The sequence below is a fragment of the Paenibacillus sonchi genome, from assembly GCF_016772475.1.
Lineage (GTDB): Bacteria > Bacillota > Bacilli > Paenibacillales > Paenibacillaceae > Paenibacillus_AQ > Paenibacillus_AQ sonchi.
Map to the genome: position 1 here is coordinate 2,558,592 of NZ_CP068595.1, position 26,675 is coordinate 2,585,266.

Sequence of the window (26,675 nt, forward strand, 5' to 3'; positions counted from 1 at the left end):
CGTTGAAATCCCGGGATTCGCAGGAAATAAACGGATAAAACCATATATGTTGCTGTTTATCGGCCTATTATCTCATTCGTACGCCGGTTTTTATTTTTTTTGAAAAAAGGGGATTCAAGAATGATTTAGTCCTGAATCCCCTTTTTAACCTATGAATCCGGAAACTGCATCAGCTCTGCTGATCCAAAGAAATCCGGCGCATTAACGGGCTGCTGCAATAAGCTCCTTAAGCTCAGGCAGATTGAAGCCTTTGACGGCATGCGCCCCTGCTACTGTAACTGGAACACCCATGAAACCGAGCTTTTCCACTTCTTCCTGGTAGACCGTGCTGGTCATAACATCTCTTACTTCAAAAGGAACACCCTGCTCCTTCATCAGCTGCTTCACTTGGTTGCAGTCACTGCAGTTCGCGGTTGAATAGATAATTACAGGCTGGCTCATGAGTTCACAGCTTCCTTAATGGCATCCCGGGTGATCTTCCAATGGGAGGTGTTCCAGCGGACCTCGCCGTCTTCGAGCAGGAAAATTTGCGGAGACTCATGTTTGATGCCGAAGTCCTCGGCAATCTGGTTGGAGACTGGACGGTCTTCTATCACATGGACCACGGCAGCAGGGGTGCCGGAGCTTTGGACATAGGCCCGGAATTCTTCATTGGCCTTGGCGCTGATCGGGCAGGTGGTGCTGTGCTTGAACAGCAGTTTTTTACCAGGCTGTGCAAGGTATTGATGCAATTCGTCGACACTGTGAATTTGTGCTATGGACATCGGAATCCCTCCTGATATTTTTAGTTTGCTAACAATTCGGTTGTTAACAATGATATTTCTGATTGTAACATAGTTAAAAATTAAGTCAAAAGGGAGAATCATGCCGTGCTGCCAATCCGAACAGTCCTGTGCAGGACGTTGAAAAAAGACAAGTGCCATGCTAATGTGAATGGGATAACAGCGGTAACAGGTTACTGATTCTTAAGATGAAGGAGTGTCCAATTCATGAAAAGGGTCGCTTGTGTTACTGGCGCTGACCGGGGACTTGGATTTTTCCTTGTGCGCTGGCTTCTGGAGAATAAATATAAGGTGTTCGCCGGGCAGTACTTTGAGGAATCTCAAGCACTGGAAGCGCTTCAAGCGCAATATCAGGACCATTTGGATCTGGTTCCGCTGGATATCGGCAGCAGCGAAAGCGTAAAGCGCGCAGCGCGCAGCATTGCCGGATGCACGGGTCATCTGGATCTGATTATCAACAATGCCGGAGTGATTGACCAGGCGGATGATGCCACCATACTGGTGGATATGGATGACACAGCGATGGCGCACATTTATAATATCAATACGCTCGGTTCCCTGCGGGTCAGCAATGCTTTGATCGGCCTTTTGCTGCAGGGAAAACAGAAATTAATCGTGAATATATCCTCTGAAGCCGGCAGTATCAGCCGTAACCAGCGGATTAACATGTACGGTTATTGTATGTCCAAGGCAGCGCTTAATATGCAGTCCTCCCTGATGCATAATCATCTGCGGGTGATGGGCGGGCAGGTCATGGTCTTCCATCCAGGCTGGCTGCAGTCCTATATGAGCGGCGAGAAAGATGAGGCAGCGCCTATACCGCCTGAAGAATCTGCGGGCAAAATTATGAGTATTGTTGAGGATCACAAGGCGCATATGGGGAAGGAGCCGGTTTTTCTGGATTTTCAAGGGGACCCTTGGCCCTGGTAGTACAACTTTTCCGGTAGAAAGGTGTGAATGGAAATGGGAGAGTTAAAAGTACTTGCGCTTGGAAGCTATACGGAGGTGAAGTATCATCCGTTTGCCGGTGTGGACCGCGTTTTTGAGGAACTGTTGGGCGGAGAATTGCAGGTGACATCCACCGAAGATTACTCTTTGCTGAGTAAAGACAGCTTATCGGAATACAAGCTTGTGATAGCGTATACAGAATTTTCGGATCACAAAATACCTCCTGAACAAAGCGGCGGTTTGCTCTCTTACGTGGCAAGCGGCGGCGGACTGCTGGTGGTGCATAATGGAATCTCGCTGCAGCGCAATCAGGAGCTGGGTGTGATGCTGGGAGCCTACTTCACCCACCATCCGGCGTACACCTCTCTTCAAATGACGGTCCCCGCAACCGGGCATCCGATTATGGAGGGAATCACTGATTTTGTGATGGAGGACGAGCCGTATTATTTTGACATGCAGCCGCATTTTGAAACGACAATACTGGCAGAGTATCCGCACGGGGGTGCTATGCGGCCCGCAGCCTGGTGTCATGAATTCGGCCAAGGGCGCGTTGTCTATTTGATGCCAGGCCATCATCTTGCTTCCTTTTCGGTCGAACCCTTCCGGAAGATGATTAAGCGAGGCGGTCTATGGGCAGCAGGATTGCTGTAGCTTTTGCCATGGCGACGAAGTGTATAAGATAAGCGGTATGATGGTGAGTCCTGCTGAAGCCTTGGGGAGAGGTTGGGGTTTTGGGTTTTGCTCCCGCTGCCGGGAAGCAAGGGGCTTGCGGGACTACAACGGATGAGCATCGCACTAAAGCTGAATAAAAACTCTTGACCCTGACACTGGTGTCAGGGTTTATACTGTGATCAGACCATTTCTCATGAACCCCGGGGAGAACATGCCATGAAAATAGGTGAGCTTGCAGAACGGACGGGTGTCAGCATCCGGTCACTGCGATATTATGAGCGTCAGGGTCTGATTACCCCGCTCCGTAAGGCCAATGGATACCGCGAGTATTCAGCGCTGGCCGTGGAGACGGTGGAGACGATCAAGCTGTATTTGAATCTGGGTTTGTCGACGGAGGAAATCGCCGGTTTTTTAAATTGTGTGCTGATGAAAAAAGAGGCCTTCTGTGCGGATGTGATGCCGCTGTACCGCAGCAAGCTGGAGGACATTGAATGCCAGCTGCTGCAGCTGAACCAGATCAAGTCAAATCTGGAGGAGAGGATTGCCTCCATTCAGCAGGAGCAGAGGGAAACAGAATGACCTGAACGATACAGAATGGGACGAGGAGGAATTAATGATGGCTGTTATAATTACGGAACATGCCGATACGCTGCGGCTGCGGTTGCACGAAGGAGGGACTGTACTGGTAGATTACGGCGCCCCTTGGTGCCCGCCTTGCCAGACGCTTCTGCCGATCCTGGAGGAGCTGGATGAGGAGTATGGCAGCAATGTCACGATTCTTAAAGTGAATTGTGATGTTCTGCCGGAGCTGGCTGCAGAAGCAGGAGTCATGGGCCTGCCTACCGTGATCGTATATAACGGGGGACAGCCTATGGAAAAGCTGGTAGGCCTGCGGCCGAAATCAGCCTATCAGGGTGTGCTGGACCGCTTTGCCGCCGCGAACAGCCGGTAATAGCAACCGCGCGGCGGAGGTGCAACAACGGCAAAAGTGCCGTTGATTTCAGGAGAATTGGGCTGCGGGGCCAAGTGCGAGACAGTGCCGTTGTTTTGGAGGATAAAATCATCCTTTTTAAATGACAAAAAGGGAGGAAGCCGCATGTGCTGGCTTCCCCCTTATTTTGCATAAAAATATGGGCTGAACTAAAAAATGAATTAGGAGATGAAATATCTCAAGTGCCGGGGAATTGAACGACCTCATTGTGGTGCAACGCTTCAAGAACTTCAGCACTGAGGCTGTCTGTGAATTCAGTCCAAACCTTGCGGCCGGCCCCCAGCTCCTCACGTCCGATGGATTGGAGAATTTCCAGCCATACCCGTTTATCGTTAATGATGCCGAGCTGTTCCTGAATTTCTTTGTAAATATCTTCATGGGCATGAAATTTCTGACTCAACGCAAAGCTCGCAGCACTGGCGGTATACCGCAGTTCCTTAGCGGCGATCCGCAGCTCATGCAGCGCGTCGAAAGACTCTTTGGATTCGGCCTCGGGACCCTTGAACAGGGTTTTGCAGGCCTTTTTCTTCTGCTCGAATGCGACCTCAAGCTCGCGCATGACGACATTCGCATCTTTTTTGGCGGCCAGTCCTTCGAGATCGCGGCTAAGAAAGGCCTCCCACTGCCCGTTTAGCGCTTGGCCGCTCAGCTTGGGCAGCTCGGCCGCCAGCTTCTTGCGGTACTTTTTCCGCTTAACCTTTTGATGACGGATGACAGCCTTCAGCAGCTTGGCGGTTTTGGCTTCCCCGGCCTCCTTGGCCTGATGATGTCTATCCTTAAAGGATTCGATCAGCACATCGGCGTCCCTGACCTTGCCGAGCCTTTTTTGCGCCTGCTTGAAGGCGCTGTACAGATCTGCTGTAACCAGATGCTCCGGGTCGAGTATGGACAGCAGCGTCAGCAGCTTGCGGCAGTTCACTCTGGCCTGATGAATATCCTCATCCCCGAATGCTTCCAGCGCGTCTTTGCTGTAATCACAAAAGTTGATATATAGCTTGTTCAGCGCCAGCTCCCACTGCCTGGCTTTGCTGTTTTGCCGTTCCTTCACTACTTGCAGGTCTGTCATGCGGCATCACTCCTTAGAGGGTTGTGTCTTGCATGAACTCTGGTGGCAGCTACTGTGCTAATACCTTAAGGATAACGCTATCATGGCCTCATTTCAAATACGGATCGCAGGAGGCTTCGCTGCCGGACTGCTCATCGGTTACAATAGGAATATGGCCGGTATTCTTATAATAAGACAAGAAAACGGAACGTTCGACAGCAGCTTTCAAGGTGCAATGGGCTATATGCCGCATTTTTCGGAAAAGAAGGAAGCCAATGGACTGCGGGAGGGTGTATAGATGAACGGGGAATATAAAGAGCAGGACCAGTGTGAGGCAAGGGCAGGAGCCCGGGACGGGAATGGCGCAGGGACAAGTGCAAGGACAGAAGCAGAGGCTGGTGGGGGAGACCGGGCAGGAGCAAGTGAAGGAACCAGGAAAGAGCAAGTAATAGGGCAAGTTATAAGGCAAGTTGATGAGCAAAGTCACTTTGAAGGACAAGGACAAGGACAAGGACAAGTGCAGGGGCAGGAAGAGGGACGAGGGCAAGTGGAGGGTGAGGGACAAGGACAGGGACTAGTGCAAGGACAAGGAGAAATGCAAGAACAAGTGCAGGAGCGAGGACAGGTGCCAGGACAAGTGCAGGGACAAGTGCAGGAGCAAGGACAAGTGCAAGGGAGGGTGCGAGGACAGGTGCCGGGACTAGTGCGAGGACAAATGCAGGGACAGGTATTAACGGGGATGCTCCCGCCGGTGATGGTGCTTTTTGAGCACTTGGCGGAACTGGATGTATCACCGGGAAGCGGGGGTTCCGGTATTCCCGGGAGTGAAGCCGCAGGGGCATTAAATCCTGCGGTGGAGCCAGGCGGAGACATGCTGCTCCCGTTTGCGTTCGAAGAGACGCTCTGCCGGGATGTAGGGACGGGCCTCATTCCGCCGTCAGTACATCTGTGGAGCCATCCCGGTGGCGTTGCCCTGGGCCTGCGGGACAGCAAGCTGCCCCGGGCGGCTGAGGCGATGGCCGAACTGGAGGGGAAGGGCTACCGCACGGCGGTCCGGCATTCCGGCGGCGCGGCTGTGCCGCTGGATGCCGGGGTCGTCAACGTGTCGCTGCTGCTCCGCAAAAGTCCGGGGAAGCTGGACTTCCACGACGATTTCCGGCTGCTGGCTTCGCTGATCACAGAAGCCGTCGCGGTCAGCCATCCGCAGGCGGCGGCACAGATCCAGGCGGGCGAGGTCGCCGGATCATATTGCCCGGGCGATTTCGATTTGGCCATCGGCGGCCGCAAATTCTGCGGCATTGCCCAGCGCAGGCAGAGCAGCGCGTACTTCGTGCACGCGTTCGTAATCGTCTCCGGCTCCGGGCTGGAGCGCGGGCAGTTGATCCGCGGCTTCTACGATACTGCCGCGGACGGGGCTGACGCGCTTGCTTATCCGCGCGTCAGCCCGCAGACCCTGGCCGCGCTCGGCGAGCTTGGCGGACCGGCTTCGGCGGCAGTGTTCGCCGAAGGATTCCGCCTGGCCCTGGCCCGGCGCGGCGTCCATCTGCAGTCTGCCGGCCAGCTGCGGCATACTGCAGGGTACAGCCTCCAGTACGCTGATCCGCGCGTACTGGAGGCCGCAAGGGTGCTGCGGGAGCGCTACGCCCGCTAGCAGCCTGGGCCGGTTGCATAGGGAACCGGCCCTTCCCATAGCCGGTGAAAAGGAACATCACCGGCAACCCCAAAAGTGCCGCACTTCTGCTGATGAATTCAGCGGGTGCGGCACTTTTGGCAATCTAAGAAGGGATGCTTGCAATTCAGGTGCTAAATGCGTTTTCTCTGTCGAAAAAGGTCTCGTGCGGGAGCCGGGAAGGATGGCCTATGTGTTGCTGGGGTCTAAGTGGAATTAGGATAACTAAATAGGCCAGAACCTGTTCCACAGCCTTATTTAGTGGGAATTTGTATCCTTATTTCCGGCGAATCTGCTGCATGCAGAGCCAATCCGCCGATTTAAGTGTACTTTTTCCCACTGGGGACCCACTGGCAGACAAAAGGCTCAGATTAGGTCTACTTTTTTCCACTTGGGTCAGCTGCAATCAGGATTCCGGGCCGGCAGATTACTGGTACAGCTCCGGCCTCCGGTCGGGAAAAACCGGAATCTGCGCCCGGACCTCCCGCACCTTCTGCAAATCTATCTCACCGCGCAGAATCTCCTCCCCTCCCGAGGCTTCGCAGATTACCTCTCCCCATGGATCGATGATCATCGAATGGCCTGCAAAAGTGTTGGACGGGTCCTCGCCTGCACGGTTGCACGCTATGACATAACATTGGTTTTCAATGGCCCGGCTGATCAGCAGGGCACGCCAATGGGCGAGACGCGGCAGCGGCCATTCGGCGCTGATGAACAGTATCTCGGCACCGGACGCTGTATGGGCACGGACCCATTCGGGAAAGCGGATATCATAGCAGATCAGCCCGGCGCAGCTTGCTCCGTCCAGGGTGAACAACCCTTTGGCTGCCCCGGGCTGCAGGTACAGATGTTCATCCATCAGCCGGAACAGATGCAGCTTGCTGTACTCCCCGGCGAGTTCCCCGGTACGGCTGAATACATACATGCTGTTGGTAATGCCGCTGTCATGCCTGCTGGCAACGGAGCCGGCTACAATATGGATGCCAAGCTCGCGGGCTAAGCCGGACATCAACGCCTTGGTGGCATTCCCCTCAGGATCGGCGATTTCGGCCAGCCGGGTTAAATCATAACCGGTCGTCCACAGCTCCGGGAGGATCACACAATCCGTCCCTTGAGCGGCGGCCTCGCGGATTTTGCGTTCTGCCGCAGCATAATTCACCTGGGGATTGCCGAATGCTATATCGAGCTGAAGCAGGGAGATTTTCATGAACAGGCTCCTTTTTCTATGAATTAGGTTAATTTGATTCTACGGGGAAGCGGCTGGCCCGGCAAGAATGAAATGGATTGCAAATATTAGTTGACGGGTCAAGGATAAAGGTGTAAAGTGATGGATGTCAAAAAGATTTTGCACAATCTATTTGTGTTAGGAGGTTAATCTTGACTGAATATCTGTCTGAGAAAGACCGTATTTTTGAACGTCTGCAGGCGCTGAACAAAGCAATTACGCCAACCTTCGAGCGCTGTGCGGGGATTAGTCCTACCCGGCTCCGTCTGCTTCATGAGCTGTTCCAGGTTGCTGAGATCAGCCAGATTTCCCTGCAAAAGCATGTGGATATCGACGCTGCGGCTGTCACCCGCCATCTGAAGGGACTGGAAGAGAACGGTATGGTCTCCCGGCGCAATAATCCCGATGACAACAGAGTGACTCTAGTCTCACTAACTGCGCAGGGCAGAGATAAAATCCGTTCTTACAGGGAAGAGAAGAGCCGTTTTATTGCCAATTTGCTCGCAGGGTTTAATGAACAGGAGCGCGCTGCGCTCGCGGATATGCTTGCCCGGCTGCAATATAATATCAATTTGCTGCAGCCATAAACTATAAACCAACCTCAAAGGAGCTTGTTATTTATGAACACCACGCAAACTAATGATTTTACAAGTATTATCACAGGACGCCGCTCGATCCGCAAATATGATCCATCCGTCAAAATCAGCAAAGCGGAAATGGCCGAAATTCTTACTGAAGCAACGCTCGCACCTTCCTCGGTGAACATGCAGCCTTGGCGTTTTCTGGTGATTGAAAGTGCTGAGGGCAAAGCCAAGCTTGCGCCACTGGCTAAATTCAACCAGCAGCAGGTAGAGACTTCAGCGGCGGTTATCGCAGTGTTTGTGGATATGAACAATTTCGATTATGCCGAAGAAATTTACGGAACGGCTGTAGAACGCGGACTGATGCCTGCTGAAGTAAAGGAAAGACAGCTTGCTGCGCTGGGTGCGCATTTTGCAAATCTGCCTGCAGCGGTGAACAGAGAAACCATTATGATTGACGGGGGACTGGTCTCCATGCAGCTGATGCTGGCAGCCCGTGCCCACGGCTATGACACCAACCCTATCGGCGGCTTCGAGAAAGACCAGATTGCCGAAGTGTTCGGAATGGACAAAGAGCGCTATATCCCGGTCATGCTGATTTCGATCGGCAAAGCCGCTGAAGCCGGCTATGCATCTGTCCGTCTGCCTATCGACACCATTGCACAGTGGAAATAAGACTGTTAAGCTGCTTAAGCACACAAAACGTTTAGGAGGTCTCCAAAATGATCATTATTCATGCTGTAATGCAAGTCAATCCCGCACTTAAGGAGAAATTTCTGGCTGAGGCAAAACAACTTCTGGCCGCAACCCACCAAGAAGAAGGCAACCTTTCTTATGAGCTCTACAATCATTTCGAACAGGACAATACCTATATCATGGTGGAAACCTGGCGCGATATGGAGGCTGTAGCCAGTCATAATACAAGCTCCCACTTCACCGGATTTGCGGCGAAAGCGCCGGAGTTCCTGACGGCACCGCTGGACGTCAAAGTGTATAACGCCGAGCCGGCAAGCAAATAAACAACAGCCGGAGAGGGGAATACCTGCAGTGAAGCATTTTGAGCCTTCAATGATGTTGCAGTCCTTGCCCAAGCAGTTTTTTGCCGCCCTTGTCGCCAGAGCGGGCATGGCCTCGGCGGCAGGGCATGACGTGATCAATCTGGGACAGGGGAATCCCGATATGCCTACGCCAGCGCACATTGTCGAGGCCTTGCAGGCGGCAGCGGCCAATCCCCTCAACCATAAATATCCGCCGTTTCGCGGCCACCGCTACCTGAAGGAAGCAGCAGCCGGATTCTACGAGCGTGAATATGGAGTGAGACTTGAGCCGGACAGCGAGGTGGCGGTCCTGTTCGGCGGCAAAACCGGACTGGTCGAAGTGGTCCAGTGCCTGCTGAACCCGGGAGATACCGCGCTTGTACCGGACCCTGGATATCCCGATTACTGGTCGGGAATTGAACTGGCCCGTGCGGTGATGGAGAGGATGCCGCTGAATGCGGAGAACGGCTTTTTGCCTGATTACGGCACCATAAGCCCGGAGGCGGCAGACAGGGCGAAGCTGATGTTCCTGAACTATCCGAACAATCCGACGGGAGCCGTGGCTACGGAGGCTTTTTTCCGCGATACAGTGAAGTTTGCCGGACAGCATAACATTTGTGTGGTCCATGATTTCGCCTATGCCGCACTCGGCTATGATGGAGTACGTCCGCCCAGCTATCTTCAGACGCCGGGAGCGAAGGACAACGGCATTGAAATATATACTTTATCCAAAACTTACAACATGGCCGGGTGGCGGGCAGCGTTTGCTGTCGGAAATGCCAGTGTTATTGAGAGTCTGAACCTGCTGCAGGATCATATGTACGTCAGCCTGTTCGGTGCGGTTCAGGAAGCGGCAGCCGCAGCTTTGTCAGGTCCCCAGGCCTGTGTCCGGGAGAATCTGGACCGCTATGAAGCAAGGCGGAATCTTCTGATCGGCGGGTTGAGCGAGCTTGGCTGGAAGGTAGAGGCTCCAGGCGGCTCATTTTTTGCCTGGCTTCCGGTTCCTGAAGGCTACACCTCCCAGAGCTTTGCCGATCTGCTGTTGGATGAGGCCCATGTGGTAGTGGCGCCGGGGATCGGCTTCGGCGAATACGGTGAAGGCTATGTGCGGGTAGGTCTGGTCAGCGATGAAGCCCGGCTGGCAGAAGCTGTGAAACGGATCGCAGGGTTGAAGCTTTTTGCTCCAGACCGGTCATAAGCTGCCGGAGTATCATGAATAAGTATTCTTTCAGCAGGGGGAGTTTCGGGAGCCGGACGGGCTTTGGAAGCTCCCCCTGCTTTTTTCTGAACCGGTGAAGGGGAAGGATGGAACTCCAAGCGGGTGGACGTTTATAAGCGGCGTATCCGGGGTATCTAAGCATAGCCTAATTAGTCTGACCTATGGTTAGGGGTCATGAACCGGCTGCACATCTTAGAATGGATGGAGGAACTGTCCGTGAGAAATATACATAGGAACAGCAGACTGCTTCTTGAAGGATGGAATGAAGGACTGCAGCGGGATGTTGTTGATGTTGTGAATTATTATATATCCGGCGGCTCACTGGGGGCGGTTGCCGGTCCGGCGGAACGGCTTACATCATTGATGGACACGGCGCTGGAGGGAGGCGCTGCCCGCGCATACCGCCAGGAGATCGGCGGTGTAATTACGGAGGCCGGGCAGCTCGCTGAACTGCCGGGCTTCAGTACGGGGCTGCTTGAACAGCTTGCCGCTGAGGTCCGGCGGCTGGATTCCGGCAAGCTTCGGGCACTGGCTCCGCAGACCACCCGCAATAACCGGGTGGATGCTTTTGTCAACGGCCCGCAGTGCCTGGACATGCTCCTGGAGGAGATCGGCAAGGCCCGGCGTTATATTCATCTGTCTATCATGCTGTTTTTTAATGACGGTTCGGGCAACCGGATTGCGGACGCGCTGCTGCGCGCGCTGGAGCGGGGGGTTCAGGTGCGCATTATGGTGAATTACACCGTCACTGCGCTTGGATATGGGCATAACCTCGAAGTCGGGAAATTCAGTGAAATCTCAGACCGGCTGAAGAAAGCGGGAGCCAAGCTGCAGGACACGTTCAATTCCTACTATATTGCTGCGGAGTGGCATAGGAAACGGGCTGAATTGAAGGCTCAGGATGTGCCTGAGAGCATCCTTTTCCTTCAAGATAAAGTACAGGAGGATGTGGAGCTGACCGGTCTGAATGTGATTGACCACCGCAAATTTATGATCATCGACGGCATCACCTCTATCATCGGCAGCCTGAATTTCGGGGACCAGTATACGTTTGCTGGACCGATTGAACCCTCTGCCTCTGTGCAGGTTGACGGGCGTCCAATGGGGGTGCCGGCCCGGGAGGAGGAATGGCATGACGGCTGCTTCCGTATCCGGGGAGCGGCGGCCCTGCCGCTGAATGCCGTGTTCCGGTCCAGATGGCTTCTGCTCGGGGGAGATCCTTTTGATCCTGAGGATGCCTTTTACCGTCCTGAGGGCAATACGGATCTGGGTTCCGAGGAATGTACGTTGTTTGTGAGCTTTCCGGGGAATCCGGTCAATCTGATTCAGCAGTATTATCTCGATCTGATCACTTACGCTGCCGAAGAGACGGTAATCGTGAACCCGTATCTGATTGATCAGGCATTCTGGGACCGGCTGGGCGGTCTTGGACCGGAGCGCTCCCGCCATCTTACGATCTGCAATCCGCTGGAGGTCAACGATCATCCTACCAACCGTGCGGCGGTGCGCAGCAATATGTATAACCCTTTTTGCAATGGGGTATCTTTTTATGACTACAGTGCTACAGGACGCTTTTCCCATTGGAAAATCACTTATGACCACAGATCGCGCGCGGTGTTCCACGGCTCATATAACATCAACGAAAGAAGCGCCTGCCACGATTTCGAGCTGGGTCTGCTGGTGAAGGGGGAGGCCTTTGCTGCAAAAGTCAAAGCCATGATTGACTATGACCTCAGCGTGTCCCGCAAAATTACAGATAAAAAGGAATTCTTCAAGCATCCCTGGATGCACCCCAGCACCTACGTGAATAAAGCGACACAGAATTATACCTGATCGCGCAGCAGGCCGGATGTCATGTATAATATGCAGTAAATCTCTGCAAATGGAGCCATGCTATGAATATCAAAATACTCGGGCCAGGCCTGAAAAAGGATGAAGTGTTTTTTGAAGCGGCAACCGGCGCAGGAAGAGGCATCTGGTGCGGTCCTCCTGTGAAGCCGGGGGATGAAGCTGTGGCGGAATTTGAGCTTCCGGCACTGCTGATGCGCTGGGTGGATATCGTTCCGACGGACCAAGAGGGGCATAGCATCCGCATGGAAGGGAATGAGGTTGTGCTCACCGGTGTGCTGGACAATATTGAGGAGGATGGAACCGGCTGCCTGCAGCTGGATGGGGAACTGATCATGTTCGAATGCCTTGGGGAGCCAATGGCGCTGGGCAGCCTTGTGGAGGTCCGGACCCGGGAAATCAGACTGTATCCGGTCTACCTGTAAATGGTTTTCTCGTTATAAAGGAAATTATACAATGTCAAAAAATGCGGAGAGCTTGGCAGCCTCAGAGGATATAAGCGATGCAGGAGGATGGGGCTCCATCCGCGGACTGAAGCGGACTGAGGAGCCCTTATTTTGCCAAAAACCTTGCTTTTTCAGCGGATACGGACTCAGGAGCCGTTATATCGTTCGATGGAGCTTGGAATAAAGGGGAAGGGGACAAATAAGGGCATCTCAGTCCGTTAGCCCTGCGGAATGGAGGAATTCTCCCGAATAACGGCTTTCCTGTCCGCAACGGCTGCGGATAGATCGTGAAGGGAGCTGATCGTGTCCGCAGAATGACCCACACCATAATCATACGACCCGCAATGCATGTCCACTGACTTCCGGGCAAGCGTTGTGCATGTGATATAACAATATGAGCGCTAAGCAAGCCCAAAGTCGCTAAGCCTGCTTATAGTACAACGATCGTCTTCAGCATGCTCCCATTGATTTTGGAGCGGTGGGGAATCCCTGCGGTTGTAAGTCCTGTATTGTTATTCACCTGCCAGGGTAATTTTGTTCTTATAAATTCACCGCCGGCATAGCCACTCCAGGCTAAATAGGCTAAGATAAACATTAAACAAGAAGTAAGCTATGAGGAGCAGAGGTTCAATGAACAGCGATATTCAGCAATTCAAGACGGAGTTTTTTAAGGCGCTGGCTCATCCGATGCGGATTCGTATTCTGGAGCTGCTAAGCGAAGGCGAAAAAATGTGAATGAGCTGCAGGCGATTCTTGGGTCCGAAGGGTCCGCCGTATCCCAGCAGCTTGCCGTGCTCCGCGCCAAAAATGTAGTAGCCAGTGTAAAAGAAGGCACAACGGTGATTTACTCGCTGCGTGACCCCTGATCAAAGATCTTCTGGCCGTAACCAAGCAGATCTTCGATAACCATCTGGTAAACGCCATTTCTCTTCTGGAGGGAATCCGCAGCGAATAACCCGGGTTCCCCCGGTGCGGATTTCCCGTTGACAAGAGCGGTTTGCAGGAGTAATGTTGCTCTTATATTCAAATAATCAGATATTTAGAGAAAAGAAGGTTAAAAAGGATGATAGGGTGGGGCCGTTTTAAAGGCTACAATATTGCGTCGCTGCGTAAGGATCTCATTTCAGGGATCATTGTCGGCGTTATTGCCATTCCGCTGGGGATGGCATTTGCTATTGCTTCAGGCGTGAAGCCGGAGTACGGGATTTATACTACTATAGTCGCGGGTATTCTCATTTCTTTGTTCGGCGGTTCAAAGTTCCAAATTGGCGGGCCTACGGGGGCGTTTATCCCCATTTTGTTCGCTATTGCCATGGAGTATGGCTATGAGAATCTGCTGCTGGCCGGAATGATGGCCGGGGTCATCCTCGTCCTGATGGGCCTGCTCCGGCTCGGTGTGCTGATCAAGTTTATCCCTAGGCCCGTAACGGTTGGGTTTACGGCAGGGATTGCGGTTATTATCTTCACCGGGCAGATTGCCAACTTCCTTGGCCTGAAGGATATGAAGCGGCATGAGAGCTTCGTGGATAATATGAAGGAGATCGGCCTGCATCTCTCCACGATCAATCTGTACAGCATTCTGACAGCGGTGATCTGCCTGGCTGTGCTTGTACTGGGTATGCGTTTTGCGCCAAAAGTGCCCGGGGCACTGGTTGGGCTGCTCTGCGCAACCATCATAGCCGCGCTATTCTTCAGCGGCAAGGTGACAACGATCGGCTCAGCCTACGGGGACATCCCGAATACGCTGCCGAGCTTCCATTTCCCGGTTATTACCTGGGAACGGTTAAAGCTGCTGCTTCGTCCGGCCTTCGTAATTGCCATGCTTGGCGCGATTGAGTCGCTGTTGTCCGCAGTGGTGGCGGACGGCATGTCGGGCAGCCGCCACAACAGCAACCGTGAACTGATCGGCCAGGGGGTTGCCAATATAGCTGCTCCTCTGTTCGGCGGGATTCCCGCTACCGGGGCGATTGCAAGAACGGCAACCAATATCAAAAGCGGAGCGGCTTCCCCCTTGTCGGGTGTAATCCACGGAGTGGTGGTATTTCTCATTCTGCTGCTGTTTGCTCCCTATGCGTCGAGTATTCCGCTGGCTGCAATGGCACCTATTCTGATGGTCGTGGCATGGAATATGAGCGAGCGCAAGGAATTCCTTCATCTGCTCAAGCTGAAGACAGGGGATTCGCTGGTGCTGTTCATTACGTTCCTGTTAACCGTCTTTGCCGACCTGACAGTGGCGGTGGAGGTTGGATTGGTGCTGGCTGTGGTCTTGTTCGTCAAACGGATGGGCGAGGTGCACCTGGTCTCCAAGGTGCTTCCTGACCCGAGCTCGGTAAAGGTCGAGGCGCATATGGTCACAGACAGCCACGATTGCCCGCAGATCGGCATATATAATGTGGAAGGGCCGCTATTCTTCGGCGCCGCCTACCGGTTCGAGAATACGATGCCGGGAGCCGGGCCGGATAAGCAGAAGGTCATTCTGCTCCGGATGGGGAAGGTTCCTTTTATCGATACCACCGGCGAAGCCAATCTGGCGGGACTGGTGAAGGAATTGCAGGAGGATGGCGGCCGGCTGATGATCTCCGGTATTCAGTCCCAGCCGCTGGAGCTGCTCCAAAAGACCGGATTGTATGACAAAATCGGAGCAACGCAATTTTATGAACATACCGGCGAGGCCATCAATGATGCGCTGAAGGCCATCAATCACAGCAAGTGTCTTGGCTGCCGTCATGCGGCCTTCAGGGAATGCACAGCTTTTTCCGGGCTGGATGAAGCGTCAGGGCGCAGCACCTTCAAGGGGCGTGTGCCTGCCGTGGGCCGCAAGCTGAGCGGAGAACTGTAGGCGCAGAAAAGTGTAGCCGGCGGATTATCACGCTGTTGATTTACTGGACATATATAAAAAGTTAGCATAGGAGCGATCTCCCGTTAGGTTGGGAACCGCTCCTTTTTGTGCATGATTCTCAGCCGTTTTTGCTGCCGCTGATTTCGCCCGATTTGTACAAGACATAGAAAAATTTGTACAATTAGAGGTAAGATATTCAATTTGAAGTAGACGATCAACGAATTCTTACCGATAAGGAGATTGCATCTGTATGAAGGAATTGAATTACATCAAGGTATTTCTGCTTTTGGCAGGCTTGTCCCTGGTGACGCTGGCAGTTTACGGTGTAGTATCGCAGCGGACGGACACATTCTATAAATTTTTGATCTGGAATCTGTTTTTGGCCTGGCTGCCGTTCGTATTCTCCATGGCGGCCCATGAGCTGGACAAAAGGAAAATCGGCGGACTGCTGGTGCTTCCGCTTGGGATAGCCTGGCTGCTGTTTTTTCCGAATGCGCCTTATATCATGACGGATTTGGTGCATTTGACGATCCGCAAGAATCTGTATTTTGTCAGCGGTACGATCCAGAACCGCTACTGGTATGATCTGATTACGCTGCTGCTGTTCACCTGGAGCGGCTGGCTGACCGGGTTCTTCTCCCTGTACCAGTTCCAGGCCGTCATCTACCGTAAAACCAATCTGCTGCTCTCCTGGATCTTCGTACTGTTCGCCTGCGGGCTCGGGGGTTATGGCGTACTGCTCGGCCGGGTCTACCGGCTGAACAGCTGGGATGTGCTTACCGACCGGCATCAGTTGTACCAGCTTGTTGCGGACAGCCTGAACCGTCAATCTGTTTTCTTCAGCCTGTTCATTGCCTGCGTGCTGCTGGCTATTTATGCGACCATGTACTGTCTGCTGAATGTGCTGGGTAGAGGAAACCGCGACTACTCCCTAGGCGGCAGAAGGTAGTCTTCGTCCTCTTTTTCCGGCCCGGGGTGGTACTGGTACCGCTGAAGATCAATGACGCCCTTTGCGTCAAAAACAATGCCCTCGCCAAGCAAATAAAGCCGCTGCAGATTGCTGGACTCGTCATCAGCCAAGGCTATTTCACCTTTGACATTGACGACTCTGTGCCAGGGCAGCTTGTATTTGCGGCTCATGGAATGCAAAATACGCACAACCTGCCGTGCTGCCCGCGGGCTTCCTGCCGCGCGGGCGATGCCTCCGTAGGTCATGACATGACCTTCGGGGATCGAGCGGATGACGGTGATGACCTTTTCTGTGAATGGTGTCATGAACGGGACTCCTTTTTCCAAACGTTAAAGTATATGTACTGAAATTATAGCAGAATTGGGCGCTAATGCTTAGAATGAGCAGCTTGCACCGGATGACGGGATGCAAATAGGCTGCTTGAAACGCATATTTTTCCGGCAAGGTATGGTTGGCTGTAACTGAATAGAATCCGCTGGCCAAAGCCCGCAATGCTCCAGATGAGCATCTGCGGGCTTTGCTCTGTCTGCAGCAAATTCCCTTCACAGCATAATTATGGCGAATAGGAGTTATAGAGTCGGGGGATAATCAGATCAAAACAATTGTGACAGGAGTGACTGCAGTGAAGAATGCCGACGCTTCCCGGAGCAGTGGACAGGCAGACAGTGAAATATCCACCTCTCAGCTGCTTAACCCCTCGCTGGAGGATAATCTGGCTCTGATCCGGCGGATTTTCAGCAACGATGGGACTCTGCGGGTGCGGTTCATTGAGAATAACCATGGGACACCGTTGCGCTGCTGTCTGATCTATGTGGAAGGAATGATTGACAGGACACTTTTGCAGAACGGGATTACGAAGCCGGTAATGGCTTATCCGTTCAAGGAAGAAGACCACGGCAATCCGGCTGAACTAATCGAGAAACTCCGCACGGAAATTATAACCCTCAGCGACATTACGGTAACTACTGGGCTGGATGAAGTGGTAGGGGGCATTGTCGGGGGCAACACGCTATTGCTGCTGGACGGATATGCCGGGGCGCTGAGCATCAGTACCCAAGGCTTGGAAACGCGGGCGATCGAAGAGCCTACCACAGAAAAAGCGGTCCGGGGACCGAGAGAAGGCTTCACGGAGTCGCTGTTCGTCAATCTGACCTTAATCCGCCGCAAGGTCCAGAATCCGGATCTGAAGTTTGTATTTCGTGATATCGGGAGCCGGACCAAGACGCAGACCTGTATCTGCTATATGGAGGGCCTGGCTTCACCGGAGATTCTGGCGGAGCTGCAGGGAAGGCTGGACCGGGTTGAGATAGACCATGTGCTGGATACCGGTTATCTGGCCGAGCTTATCCGCGACGAGCCTTATTCGCCATTCGAGATGCTTGGCAGCACTGAACGTCCGGATGCAGTAGTGGGCAAAATTATGGAAGGCCGGATTGCCTTGCTGATCGAAGGCAGTCCCTTTGCTTTAACACTGCCGTATGTTTTTGTCGAGAATTTCCAGGCCGCCGAGGATTACTATATCAACTATTATTTTGCCTCCTTTAACAGGTTCTTAAGGGTTATGGGGGCGTTCATGTCCATCAGCATTCCGGCAGCATATGTTGCTTTGGTTACCTACTCCCAGGAGATGGTCCCTACCCTGCTTCTGCTCAGCATTGCCACTGCGAGGCTGTCTGTCCCCTTTCCTACGGTTGTTGAGGCACTCATAATGCTGACTATATTCGAGATTCTTCGTGAGGCGGGGGCGCGGATTCCAACCTCCATTGGCCAGGCAGTCAGCATTGTGGGAGCGCTGGTACTGGGACAGGCCGCTGTAGATGCCCGGATTGTCAGCGCGCCAATGGTCATTGTGGTAGGGCTGACGGGAATTACTACCCTGCTGAATCCAAGGCTTACGGGACCAATGATTATAGTGCGTCTGGTTCTGTTGTTTGCCGCGTTTTTCCTTGGAATTTACGGATACTTTTTTGGACTGCTCGGCCTGGTGATTCATCTCATGAGTCTCCGCTCCTTCGGGGTTCCCTACATGCTGGGTGTGGGGTCGATCCGCCCGCAGGACATTAAGGATACGGCTATCCGCGCTCCATGGTGGGATATGTACCTGCGTCCGGCAGTCATGGGTGCGCGCAATATGAAGCGGAAGCTGCCCGGGAAAAGGGCGGGAGGCTCATGAGAGCAACCCCGAGGCTGCTGCCGCTGCTGCTCTGCATAGTCATGCTTCCGTGCCTCAGCGGCTGCTGGAACTATACCGAAGTCGATGATATATCCATCGTGGCCGGGGTGGCCATCGACAAGGATGGCGCCAATGAGAAGATTCAGCTTACTGCGGAGATGGTAGATATCCAAGGGGGGCTTGACCAAAATCAGGCGGGCTTCAAAATGCTCAGTCTTACGGGAAGCACGATCTTTGACATTGTCCGCAATATGATATCCATAACCGGGAGAAAGCTGTTCTGGAGCCATGCCAAAGCCATCATTTTCAGCGAGAAAGTCGCCCGCGAGGGATTGATCAGGACAGTTGACTGGTACAGCAGAGATACGGAAACAAGGTCTGATGTTTTCATCTTTGTGTCGGGTGAGCCGACCGCACGGGAGATTCTGAACCTGAACAGCACCACAAAAGCCATTATGTCGTTTGAACTGGCGCAGATGATGCGGGACGAGAAGTTTACCAGCAGTGCGCCGACCGTGGAAATATGGGATTTCATCGATAAGCTGGAGACTATGGGGAATCATGCTGTGGCACCACTCATCTATATTCATGAGCAGAACGGGCAGAAGAATGAACGCGTTAACGGCTGTGCGATTTTTTCAAAAGACAAAATGGTAGGCAAACTGAACGGCGAAGAAACCAAAAATATGCTTTTTGCCAAAGACGGCATTAAGGGAGGCGTACTGGGGGTGAACGACAAGAACGGGGTTCCGACATACTCACTGGAGATTCTATCAAGCAGAACCAAGGTGAAACCCAGGGTGGTGAACGGCAAGCTGCTGCTGCAGGTCAGAACAGTTACACATACCGGTCTGGATGAGGTGATGACTTCGGAAAGCTTCTCGGGCAACGAGACCATCAGTGCCATTGAAGAGCGTGCGGGCGAAGCCCTGGAGCAGGAGATTCTGGCTGTCATCCGGAAGATGCAGCGGGAGTACCATGCCGATATTTTTGGATACGGGGAAATCATCCATGAGCATCAGCCGGAGATGTGGGTCAAGGTCCGTGACCATTGGGATGATGAATTCGCAAAACTGGATATCACGGTGGACTCGAAGGTAATTATTGAGAGCAGTGCCAAAACCTCACGCTCCATTAAGCTGGGGGATTAACCCTATATGGTCATTTACCTGCTGCTGATCTACGCGATTGTTGTAATCATTGACGCCTACGGTCTGCTGAAGCAAGGGAAGAAGCGGGACTTCTATGTATGCTCGCTGCTGTGCCTGGTGTCCTTCTCCTTGGCATTTGCGCTATCCATGCGCTGGGAAATTCCCAGCCCTTCATCTCCGATTGTGCATTGGGTTAAAAAGCTATTCTAGATCCGGATCATTCAAGGGGGAGGAACAATGAGCAAGGAAATTATACCGGCAGGCCAGGCTATAAGCATATCGGTCCTTTTTATTATCGGCACTTCCCTTTTTATGGGGTCTTCGGGGCAGTCCGGCAACAGCAGCTGGATTGCCTTGATATTTGCCACAGCACTGGCGGTTCCGCTCATGTTAATCTATGCCCGGCTGCATAGGCTTTTTCCGGGCAAGGATCTGTACGATATGCTGATTCTGGTGTTCGGGGCAGTGGCTGGACGGGTGCTCTCCTGCCTGTATATCTGGTATGCTATGCACTTGGGCTCGCTGGTGCTGCGGAATTTCGGAGAGTTCAGTAAGACGGTTGCCCTGACATCCACACCGATGCTGGCCCCGATGCTGGTCATCGGCCTGCTGTGTGTGTGGGTGGTGAAGGGGGGAATGGAGGTGCTGGGGAGAAGCGCCAAATTCCTTTTGCTGTTTACTGTAATGGTGATTGCAGTAATAGAGCTTCTCTCTATCCCCAAATATCAATTCCATCACCTTTTACCGGTTTTAGACAGCGGGTGGAAGCTTGTGTTGTCAGATACGATGGGTTCCTTCACCTTTCCTTTTGCAGAGATTGTGGTTTTTCTGGGTGCCTTTAATGTGCTGCCCAAAAAGGGATCGGCGGCAAAAATTCTGGTAAGCAGCACCATGATTGCCGGCGTCATTATCCTTATAGTCACTTTGCGCAATCTGCTGGTATTAGGACCGGATATCCTGTCAAGCTTATATTTCCCTTCCTATGTGGCGGTCAGCAGAATCAACATTGGCGATTTCCTGACACGAATCGAAGGCTCATCGGCGATTATATTTGTAACGGCGCTTTTTATAAAAGTAAGCCTATGTCTGTATGCGGCCAGCAATGGGGTGGCAAAAGTATTCAAGCTGGACAGCTACCGCTCCGTTGTACTGCAGATGGGTCTGATTATGGTCTATTTGGCGGTTTTTATCTATAAGGACATTATGCAAATGCAGTATTTTGCCTACCACATCTACAAGATTTACGCTCTTCCGTTTCAGGTGGCCATTCCTGTGATCCTGTGGGTTACAGCGGAAATTCTGGCCTGGAGGAGAAGCGGCAAAAAGACGGCAGCGCAGCAATAGAGACGGGGCAAGCCTTGGGATTCCAAGAGCCTGCACCGTTTTTTATTTCCCACCTGTGCTGAAGATAGCTATAATGAGAGGCAGAGAGCTTAGGGGAATCTTCGTAAACATTGGCGAAGGAGGAGGCGCGGGTGAGTGTATCAAGCATCGTCATGTCCTCACATTGGGGCAGGGAAGTCAGACATAAGTATATTACACAGGAGTCCAAGGCGCTCGCCGTAGTATTTCCGGGTAAGAACTACTCGGCTGAACGTTCGCTGCTGGATTATGCGGCCAAGCTGGCCCGGGAATACGGCTGCGATATCCTGCTGCTGGAATACGGCTATCAGAGCGCGCGGGCTGAGCTCAAACGTGACGAAATCGAAATTATAGCAGAGGAATGCAAAGCGGCCATCAGCTCGCTTCCGGAGTATGAGCAGCTGCTCTTCATCAGCAAAAGCATGGGAGCTGTCATTGCCGGCAGAGTGGCGGCAGAGCTGAATCTCAGCCAGAAGACCTCACATTTGTATCTGACGCCGGTTGCGGATTCACTCCCGCTGCTGCGGCAGAGCCGGGGCAGCATCATCTACGGTGGCAGCGACCCGACCTTCACCGAACAGCATGCCGCCGGGCTTAACGGACAAAAGAATCTGCGGGTGTACCGGATCGATGACGCCAATAACGCCCTCGAAGTGGGCAGTGTCAATGAGTCGCTGGCGGTGCTGCTGGTCATTATTAATTTTTATCACGAGTTTTTCCGGGATGCACTTACAGGCTGAGGCATCCGGACTATACATCCGGGCAAGGAGAGGATTGCGATGATATTGGAAGCAGCCATGCTGCAGATCAAGCCGGGACTCACCAGCCAATTTGAGCAGAGCTTCAAGGCAGCATCCGTGCTGATTTCTTCCATAGAAGGATATTTGGGCCATGAGCTGCAGCATTGTCTGGAGGACGATCATAAATACCTGCTGCTTGTAAAGTGGCGCAATCTTGAGGATCATACCATTGGATTCAGGGAATCCAGCCAATATCAGGAGTGGAAAGCGATGCTGCATCATTACTACAGCCCTTTCCCGGTAGTGGAGCATTTCACGCCCATCAATCTGGCGTAGTTTGGGGGGACGGCATGACGGGGAAGCGGATTGGGGAAGGAAGGACAGCGGAGGTTCGGGAATATGGGACAGGGAAGATTCTGAAGCTCTATCGCGCGGATATTCCTGCGGAGTATGTGGAACACGAATATGAGGTCAGTAAATATGTCCACAAGCAAGGCATTCAGACGCCTCAGCCTATTGAACTGGTTACGCTTGAGGAACGCAAGGGGATAATATTTCAGCAAATTCACGGCGGCTCCATGCTGCGGCTGATTGGCGAGAAGCCGTGGAGACTGGGCGGATATGCCCGGCAGCTTGCTTCGCTCCATCACGATCTGCATAAGCTCCAGGGGCCGGAAGCCTTTGGCAAGCAGAAGGAGAGCCTGAGAAGCAGCATCATTGCCGCCCCTATGCTCACGATGGAGGAAAAAACACCCGTTCTGGAAAAGCTGAAGCAGCTGCCGGAGGGCGACCGGCTCCTGCATGGGGATTTTCACCCAGACAATGTGCTGATAGACGGGCAGGCATGGACCATCGACTGGATGACCGGGATGAGCGGCAACCCGGCCGGGGATGCGGCAAGGTCTGTAATGATGTTCAGCATGGGAGCTTTGCCGCCCGGAGCCTCTTTAGCGACCAGGCTCGTTACGGGTTTTATCAGGCAGCGGCTCACGAAGGGGTACATTCGGGAATATCTCAGGCTGTCGGGTCTTTCATATGCTGAGGTAAATGCCTGGGTGCTGCCGGTAGCCTCCGCCCGGCTTACGGAAGGGATTCCGCTTGCGGAGAAAGAACAGCTGGTCCGCGAAATCCGCAGACGTCTAAGGTCCAAATAAGTTCCAACACAGGTCAAAATCTCTCTGATCTGGACATTAAGGGAAGAAGGTGCGTTATGAATACATATATTGCGCTGCTGCGCGGCATCAACGTGGGCGGTAACAAAATCATTAAGATGCAGGCTCTGAAGGCCATGTTCGAGTCGCTGGGATATAGCCGGGTGCGCACCTACATCCAGTCCGGAAATGTGGTGTTTGAGAGTAATAGAGCCCAGGCCGCTGAGCTTGAGGCTGTGATTAGCGCGGCAATCAAGGAGACATTCGGATTTGATGTCACCGTGTTAATCCGCACGCTGGAGGAACTTGAGGCGGCGATTGCGGGCAATCCGTTTGAGCCGCCTGCGGAAGAGGGTTATAAACGCCTGTATATTTCGTTCCTCGCTGAGGCTCCATCAAAAGAGGTGCTGGAGAAGCTGCGCCCCTATGAGGAGGGGGCGGACAAGCTACATGTTGCGGGTAAAGAGATGTACACGCTGTATGAAGTGAGCGCAAGCCAGTCTCCATTATTCAAGGTACAGCTGGACAAGCTCCTGGGAACCTCCATTACCGCACGCAATTGGAACACGGTGAATAAGCTGGCGGCAATGGGACGGGAGCAGTAGCGGATAACGGGTGTCATTTTATAGGCATAAGCACGGCCTGCGTTGTGGGGCTTTTTTAAAAGTGCACATAATTTATACTAATTCACCGTATAAGGGTCTGGGGATCAGTCCACCCGGAGGGGCAGACTACAGGCTCTAGGCTATCTATATGTGGAAAACGGCTGCGCTGCCCGGTAACGGGCGGTGCAGCCGTTTGTTTATGTATAGGTAACTATGATTACTTCTGCCTATGGATAAATTATGCATAAAGTTCTGGAATAAATACCTTTTAAACACCTTTGGACGGATTTGTAACGAACAACGGCAGAAATGCCGCTGTTAGAGAGCCGAAGGCCGGCTTGCCTGGAAACAACGGCAGAAATGCCGTTGTTGGAGAGCCGAAGGCCGGTTTGCCTGGAAACAACGGCAGAAATGCCGTTGTTAGAGAGCTGAGGGCCGGCTTGCCTGGAAACAACGGCAGAAATGCCGTTGTTAAAGAGCCGAGGGCCGTTTTGTCTGGAAACAACGGCAGAAATGCCGTTGTTGAAGCAGCCAAGGCCGATCGCCCTTATCTTGGAAGGACCAGTCGGTCTAGATCTCCTCATTCCAATTAGCGCTTGCTCACTGGCTTAAATTCGCAAGCGCTAATTGGAAAAAGGAGTTTATTTCTCCTGAAATTCGAAAATTCTGAGAGAAAACAGGATACTCTAGCAAATTAGTTAACCTTTTTCCACTTAAAGAGTTGCAGCAGGATTCATGGGGAGCCGTTGTCCAGGTAGCGATAGCTTGGAATCCAAAACGGCTGCGCTGCCCGGTAACGGGCGGTGCAGCCGTTTTGTTCTGTGAACAATGTATTCAGCAAACATTCAGTTTGATTTCATTATCAGTTAAGGTAGGGATGCCATAATACTCCTAAGCAAAGATGCACCGGGGATTGAGTACCGCCGGAGCAATACACGGATGGATCGATGGGAGTGGAGAGTAATGAAATGGGTAAAAAAGCTGGGTTCCGATGTCATACTGCTGGGCGTACTGCTGCTTGCAGCCTTTCTGTATGGCTATGGAATCTGGAATGATCAATACGCAAATACCTACTATACGACTGCGGTGGGAAGTATGCTCCAGAGCTTCCATAACTTCTTCTTCGCCTCACTGGACTCGGCGGGTTCGGTAACGGTCGATAAGCCGCCGATTACCTTCTGGATTCAGACGCTCAGCGCGCTGATCTTCGGACTGCATGGCTGGAGCGTGATCCTGCCCCAGGTGATTGGCGGCATGGGTTCGGTGCTGCTCGTATACCTGCTGGTGAAGCCGACCTTTGGCCGCGCGGCAGCGCGTCTCGCAGCCTTGGCAATGGCGGTCACACCTGTGGCTGCCGCTGTGAGCAGAACGAACAATATCGATGCTATGCTGGTGTTCACGCTATTGCTGGCGGCATGGTTCCTCTTCAAGGGGACGAAGCGAAACACAACGGGCAGCCTTCTCGCTGCATTTGCTTTAATCGGCGTTGGCTTCAACGAGAAGATGCTGCAGGCATATATGGTACTTCCGGCATTTTATCTCTTTTATATACTGGCAGCCAAAGTGAACTGGAAGAAAAAAACCGGTGTGCTTGCTGCTTGCACCGCAGTACTGCTGGTAGTTTCGCTGTCCTGGGCGGTTATCGTGGATTCGATCCCGGCCAGCAAACGGCCTTACATGGGCAGCAGCGGCACCAACTCTGTGCTCAATCTGGCTTTTGGCTACAACGGGGTAGCGCGCTTGACCGGCGACCGCAGCACGGGAGGCAGCGGTGGAGGCGGCTTCCCTGGCGGCGGCGGAGGCGGCGGAATGATCGGCGGAGGCGAAATGCCGTTCTGGAATGGCGGGGAAATGCCGGCCATGAACGGAACAGGCGGTCAAGACGGCCGAGGCGGCGCGGGAACAATGAACGGAATAGACGGTCAGGCCGAAGGGCAGCTGTCGGGAGGCGCTGGAAACGAACAGGCAGACGGAGGCCCGGATGGCCACGGCCAGGCTTCAGGTGGCGGCGGGATGCAGGGGCAGATGCCGGGCGGCAGAGCGGACGGTGAAGGCGGGCAGGGCGGAGACCGCCAATTCAACTTCGGCCAGGGCGGCCGGGGCGGGATGAACGGCGGCGGAATGTTCAATACAGGCACAGCCGGTCCGCTGCGCTTGTTCCAATCGGCGCTGTCCGGTCAGGCCAGTTGGCTGCTGCCCTTCCTGCTGTTTGGCTGCATCGGGATTTTTGCCAGCCTGCGCAGACGGAATTTTACCCAAGAGCATAAAGAAGCGATATTCTGGCTGGCCTGGCTGGTACCTGTTATGGGATTCTTCAGCATCGCCGGGTTCTTCCATCAGTACTACCTGATTATGATGGCTCCGCCGATCGCGGCACTGGCCGGCTCCGGCTGGCTCCGGCTCTGGACTTATTATAAGGAACGTGCAGTCTGGCTGTCCTGGCTGCTTCCGGTGGCCACGCTTGCTACAGCGGTCTTCCAGTGGTACATCATTCATCCTTATGACAGTACCATTGGCAGCGGCTGGTCCATAGGTGTCCTGGCTGGAGGGATTGCAGTTACTGTGCTGCTGCTGGCGCTGCGGATATTCAAAAGGCAGCGGCAGCGGTTCGTACATGCCTCCGCTGTACTTGGACTATTGATACTGCTGGCCGGACCGCTGTACTGGGCGCTTACGCCAATTACCTACGGCTCGAACAGCATGACACCAGCGGCAGGTCCGGACAGCAGAAGCGGCTTTGGCGGCATGGGCGGGGGCGGCAGAAACGGCACCACGGGTGTCAACGAGAAGCTGCTGGCCTATCTGAAGGAGCATAATACCGGCGAGAAATATTTGTTCGCTGCCATGGATTACGGAACGGCAGGCCCTTATATTATTGACAACAATGAGTCGGTCGTGATTCTGAACGGATTCAACAACTCGGACGTGCCCTATACCACTGAAACGCTGAAGGCCCTCGTGGCGAGCGGCAAAGTGAAATACTTCCTCGTGACTACCGGCGGCATGGGCGGTGGCGGCGGACGCGGAGGCAATTCTGAAATTACCAACTGGATTACCGAGAATGGGACAGCAGTTCCGGCTGAAGAATGGCAGAGCACAGTGACAGGCGGCAACGAAGGAACCTTGTATGAGGTGACTGTTCAGTAAGTTGGAGATCAACAATTGTTACAGGAAGCGCACTTAACAGAATTTTAGTGTAAGGCGCGCTTCATTATTAAATC

The 26,675-nt window shown here is 53.2% G+C and carries 29 protein-coding genes and 1 pseudogene; 24 read left to right on the plus strand and 6 right to left on the minus strand.

Annotated features, from left to right (window positions below):
- Positions 1 to 201 precede the first annotated feature (201 nt).
- Together JI735_RS11745 and ytxJ are read right to left on the minus strand one after the other, a co-directional pair.
- Positions 202 to 441 carry a glutaredoxin family protein gene (locus JI735_RS11745; protein ID WP_020431250.1) on the minus strand — a complete coding sequence of 80 codons (240 nt, stop codon included), beginning with the start codon at positions 439 to 441 and terminating at the stop codon, positions 202 to 204.
- Entirely contained in the window at positions 438 to 764 is a 327-nt protein-coding gene (gene ytxJ, locus JI735_RS11750; protein WP_039833381.1) for a bacillithiol system redox-active protein YtxJ, read from the minus strand. Before ytxJ ends, JI735_RS11745 begins: the two co-directional genes overlap by 4 nt.
- Before the next feature lie 225 nt (positions 765 to 989).
- Here ytxJ and JI735_RS11755 point away from each other — a divergent pair, with 225 nt between their 5' ends.
- The 4 genes from JI735_RS11755 (at position 990) to JI735_RS11770 (ending at position 3,354) form a co-directional block, all read left to right on the plus strand.
- Positions 990 to 1,712, plus strand: coding sequence for an SDR family NAD(P)-dependent oxidoreductase (locus tag JI735_RS11755; protein WP_039833382.1), 723 nt, complete (start codon positions 990 to 992; stop codon positions 1,710 to 1,712).
- Between the two features lie 33 nt (positions 1,713 to 1,745).
- Positions 1,746 to 2,381 (plus strand): ThuA domain-containing protein, encoded by a 636-nt coding sequence (locus JI735_RS11760; protein WP_039833386.1) that lies wholly within the window; start codon positions 1,746 to 1,748, stop codon positions 2,379 to 2,381.
- 237 nt (positions 2,382 to 2,618) lie between these two features.
- On the plus strand, positions 2,619 to 2,981 hold the full coding sequence (locus JI735_RS11765) for a MerR family transcriptional regulator (protein WP_039833383.1): 363 nt from the start codon (positions 2,619 to 2,621) through the stop codon (positions 2,979 to 2,981).
- A gap of 37 nt (positions 2,982 to 3,018) precedes the next feature.
- Positions 3,019 to 3,354, plus strand: a complete 336-nt coding sequence (locus JI735_RS11770; RefSeq protein ID WP_051051537.1) for a thioredoxin family protein — start codon at positions 3,019 to 3,021, stop codon at positions 3,352 to 3,354.
- Between the two features lie 217 nt (positions 3,355 to 3,571).
- On the opposite strand, the gene JI735_RS11775 is transcribed toward JI735_RS11770, so the two are convergent.
- Entirely contained in the window at positions 3,572 to 4,459 is an 888-nt protein-coding gene (locus JI735_RS11775; protein ID WP_039833384.1) for a CHAD domain-containing protein, read from the minus strand.
- Positions 4,460 to 4,541: 82 nt separating this feature from the next.
- Here JI735_RS11775 and JI735_RS11780 point away from each other — a divergent pair, with 82 nt between their 5' ends.
- Both JI735_RS11780 and JI735_RS11785 read left to right on the plus strand, forming a co-directional pair.
- A complete protein-coding gene (locus JI735_RS11780; RefSeq protein WP_039833385.1) occupies positions 4,542 to 4,736 on the plus strand; it encodes a hypothetical protein in 195 nt (64 codons plus the stop codon).
- Between the two features lie 327 nt (positions 4,737 to 5,063).
- Positions 5,064 to 6,089: a lipoate--protein ligase family protein gene (locus JI735_RS11785; protein ID WP_233476355.1), complete on the plus strand. Its 1,026-nt coding sequence runs from the start codon at positions 5,064 to 5,066 to the stop codon at positions 6,087 to 6,089.
- A gap of 445 nt (positions 6,090 to 6,534) precedes the next feature.
- Here JI735_RS11785 and JI735_RS11790 read toward each other — a convergent pair whose 3' ends face one another.
- The gene (locus JI735_RS11790) at positions 6,535 to 7,320 is read right to left on the minus strand and encodes a carbon-nitrogen family hydrolase (RefSeq protein ID WP_039833390.1); all 786 of its coding nucleotides are present in this window, start codon (positions 7,318 to 7,320) and stop codon (positions 6,535 to 6,537) included.
- Between the two features lie 164 nt (positions 7,321 to 7,484).
- Between JI735_RS11790 and JI735_RS11795 the strand changes: the two genes are divergently transcribed.
- From JI735_RS11795 to JI735_RS11835, 9 genes and pseudogenes are all read left to right on the plus strand, one after another.
- Complete coding sequence (locus tag JI735_RS11795; protein WP_039833392.1) at positions 7,485 to 7,919, plus strand: MarR family winged helix-turn-helix transcriptional regulator; 435 nt, start codon at positions 7,485 to 7,487, stop codon at positions 7,917 to 7,919.
- A gap of 33 nt (positions 7,920 to 7,952) precedes the next feature.
- Positions 7,953 to 8,588, plus strand: a complete 636-nt coding sequence (locus tag JI735_RS11800) for a nitroreductase family protein (protein ID WP_039833393.1) — start codon at positions 7,953 to 7,955, stop codon at positions 8,586 to 8,588.
- A gap of 47 nt (positions 8,589 to 8,635) precedes the next feature.
- A complete protein-coding gene (locus JI735_RS11805; protein WP_020427445.1) occupies positions 8,636 to 8,932 on the plus strand; it encodes a putative quinol monooxygenase in 297 nt (98 codons plus the stop codon).
- A gap of 28 nt (positions 8,933 to 8,960) precedes the next feature.
- Complete coding sequence (locus tag JI735_RS11810) at positions 8,961 to 10,148, plus strand: pyridoxal phosphate-dependent aminotransferase (protein ID WP_267919213.1); 1,188 nt, start codon at positions 8,961 to 8,963, stop codon at positions 10,146 to 10,148.
- Between the two features lie 237 nt (positions 10,149 to 10,385).
- On the plus strand, positions 10,386 to 12,002 hold the full coding sequence (locus JI735_RS11815) for a phospholipase D-like domain-containing protein (RefSeq protein WP_233476356.1): 1,617 nt from the start codon (positions 10,386 to 10,388) through the stop codon (positions 12,000 to 12,002).
- 62 nt (positions 12,003 to 12,064) lie between these two features.
- Positions 12,065 to 12,442 (plus strand): hypothetical protein, encoded by a 378-nt coding sequence (locus JI735_RS11820; RefSeq protein WP_039833399.1) that lies wholly within the window; start codon positions 12,065 to 12,067, stop codon positions 12,440 to 12,442.
- 651 nt (positions 12,443 to 13,093) lie between these two features.
- Positions 13,094 to 13,418, plus strand: a pseudogene (locus JI735_RS11825) (ArsR/SmtB family transcription factor).
- Positions 13,419 to 13,526: 108 nt separating this feature from the next.
- Positions 13,527 to 15,302 carry a SulP family inorganic anion transporter gene (locus JI735_RS11830; protein WP_039833400.1) on the plus strand — a complete coding sequence of 592 codons (1,776 nt, stop codon included), beginning with the start codon at positions 13,527 to 13,529 and terminating at the stop codon, positions 15,300 to 15,302.
- A gap of 250 nt (positions 15,303 to 15,552) precedes the next feature.
- Positions 15,553 to 16,251, plus strand: a complete 699-nt coding sequence (locus JI735_RS11835) for a DUF1361 domain-containing protein (RefSeq protein ID WP_039833401.1) — start codon at positions 15,553 to 15,555, stop codon at positions 16,249 to 16,251.
- On the opposite strand, the gene JI735_RS11840 is transcribed toward JI735_RS11835, so the two are convergent.
- On the minus strand, positions 16,227 to 16,577 hold the full coding sequence (locus JI735_RS11840; protein WP_039833402.1) for an MGMT family protein: 351 nt from the start codon (positions 16,575 to 16,577) through the stop codon (positions 16,227 to 16,229). The genes JI735_RS11835 and JI735_RS11840 overlap by 25 nt on opposite strands.
- A 317-nt stretch (positions 16,578 to 16,894) precedes the next feature.
- Between JI735_RS11840 and JI735_RS11845 the strand changes: the two genes are divergently transcribed.
- The 8 genes from JI735_RS11845 to JI735_RS11880 all read left to right on the plus strand — a co-directional run bounded on the left by JI735_RS11845 (position 16,895) and on the right by JI735_RS11880 (position 23,454).
- Positions 16,895 to 18,445 (plus strand): spore germination protein, encoded by a 1,551-nt coding sequence (locus tag JI735_RS11845; protein WP_202677410.1) that lies wholly within the window; start codon positions 16,895 to 16,897, stop codon positions 18,443 to 18,445.
- On the plus strand, positions 18,442 to 19,596 hold the full coding sequence (locus JI735_RS11850; RefSeq protein WP_051051538.1) for a Ger(x)C family spore germination protein: 1,155 nt from the start codon (positions 18,442 to 18,444) through the stop codon (positions 19,594 to 19,596). The genes JI735_RS11845 and JI735_RS11850 overlap by 4 nt, the downstream gene beginning before the upstream one ends.
- A gap of 6 nt (positions 19,597 to 19,602) precedes the next feature.
- Positions 19,603 to 19,806 carry a hypothetical protein gene (locus JI735_RS11855; RefSeq protein WP_039833404.1) on the plus strand — a complete coding sequence of 68 codons (204 nt, stop codon included), beginning with the start codon at positions 19,603 to 19,605 and terminating at the stop codon, positions 19,804 to 19,806.
- Positions 19,807 to 19,833: 27 nt separating this feature from the next.
- Positions 19,834 to 20,940: a GerAB/ArcD/ProY family transporter gene (locus JI735_RS11860; RefSeq protein WP_039833405.1), complete on the plus strand. Its 1,107-nt coding sequence runs from the start codon at positions 19,834 to 19,836 to the stop codon at positions 20,938 to 20,940.
- A 131-nt stretch (positions 20,941 to 21,071) separates the two neighbouring features.
- Positions 21,072 to 21,698: an alpha/beta hydrolase gene (locus JI735_RS11865; protein ID WP_039833406.1), complete on the plus strand. Its 627-nt coding sequence runs from the start codon at positions 21,072 to 21,074 to the stop codon at positions 21,696 to 21,698.
- A 39-nt stretch (positions 21,699 to 21,737) separates the two neighbouring features.
- Positions 21,738 to 22,034: an antibiotic biosynthesis monooxygenase family protein gene (locus JI735_RS11870; protein WP_039833407.1), complete on the plus strand. Its 297-nt coding sequence runs from the start codon at positions 21,738 to 21,740 to the stop codon at positions 22,032 to 22,034.
- Between the two features lie 14 nt (positions 22,035 to 22,048).
- Positions 22,049 to 22,852 (plus strand): phosphotransferase family protein, encoded by an 804-nt coding sequence (locus JI735_RS11875; protein WP_039833408.1) that lies wholly within the window; start codon positions 22,049 to 22,051, stop codon positions 22,850 to 22,852.
- A gap of 56 nt (positions 22,853 to 22,908) precedes the next feature.
- Positions 22,909 to 23,454 carry a DUF1697 domain-containing protein gene (locus tag JI735_RS11880; protein ID WP_039833409.1) on the plus strand — a complete coding sequence of 182 codons (546 nt, stop codon included), beginning with the start codon at positions 22,909 to 22,911 and terminating at the stop codon, positions 23,452 to 23,454.
- A gap of 268 nt (positions 23,455 to 23,722) precedes the next feature.
- On the opposite strand, the gene JI735_RS11885 is transcribed toward JI735_RS11880, so the two are convergent.
- Positions 23,723 to 23,989 carry a hypothetical protein gene (locus JI735_RS11885; protein ID WP_202677411.1) on the minus strand — a complete coding sequence of 89 codons (267 nt, stop codon included), beginning with the start codon at positions 23,987 to 23,989 and terminating at the stop codon, positions 23,723 to 23,725.
- Positions 23,990 to 24,417: 428 nt separating this feature from the next.
- Between JI735_RS11885 and JI735_RS11890 the strand changes: the two genes are divergently transcribed.
- The gene (locus tag JI735_RS11890) at positions 24,418 to 26,601 is read left to right on the plus strand and encodes an ArnT family glycosyltransferase (protein WP_202677412.1); all 2,184 of its coding nucleotides are present in this window, start codon (positions 24,418 to 24,420) and stop codon (positions 26,599 to 26,601) included.
- Positions 26,602 to 26,675: the final 74 nt, after the last annotated feature.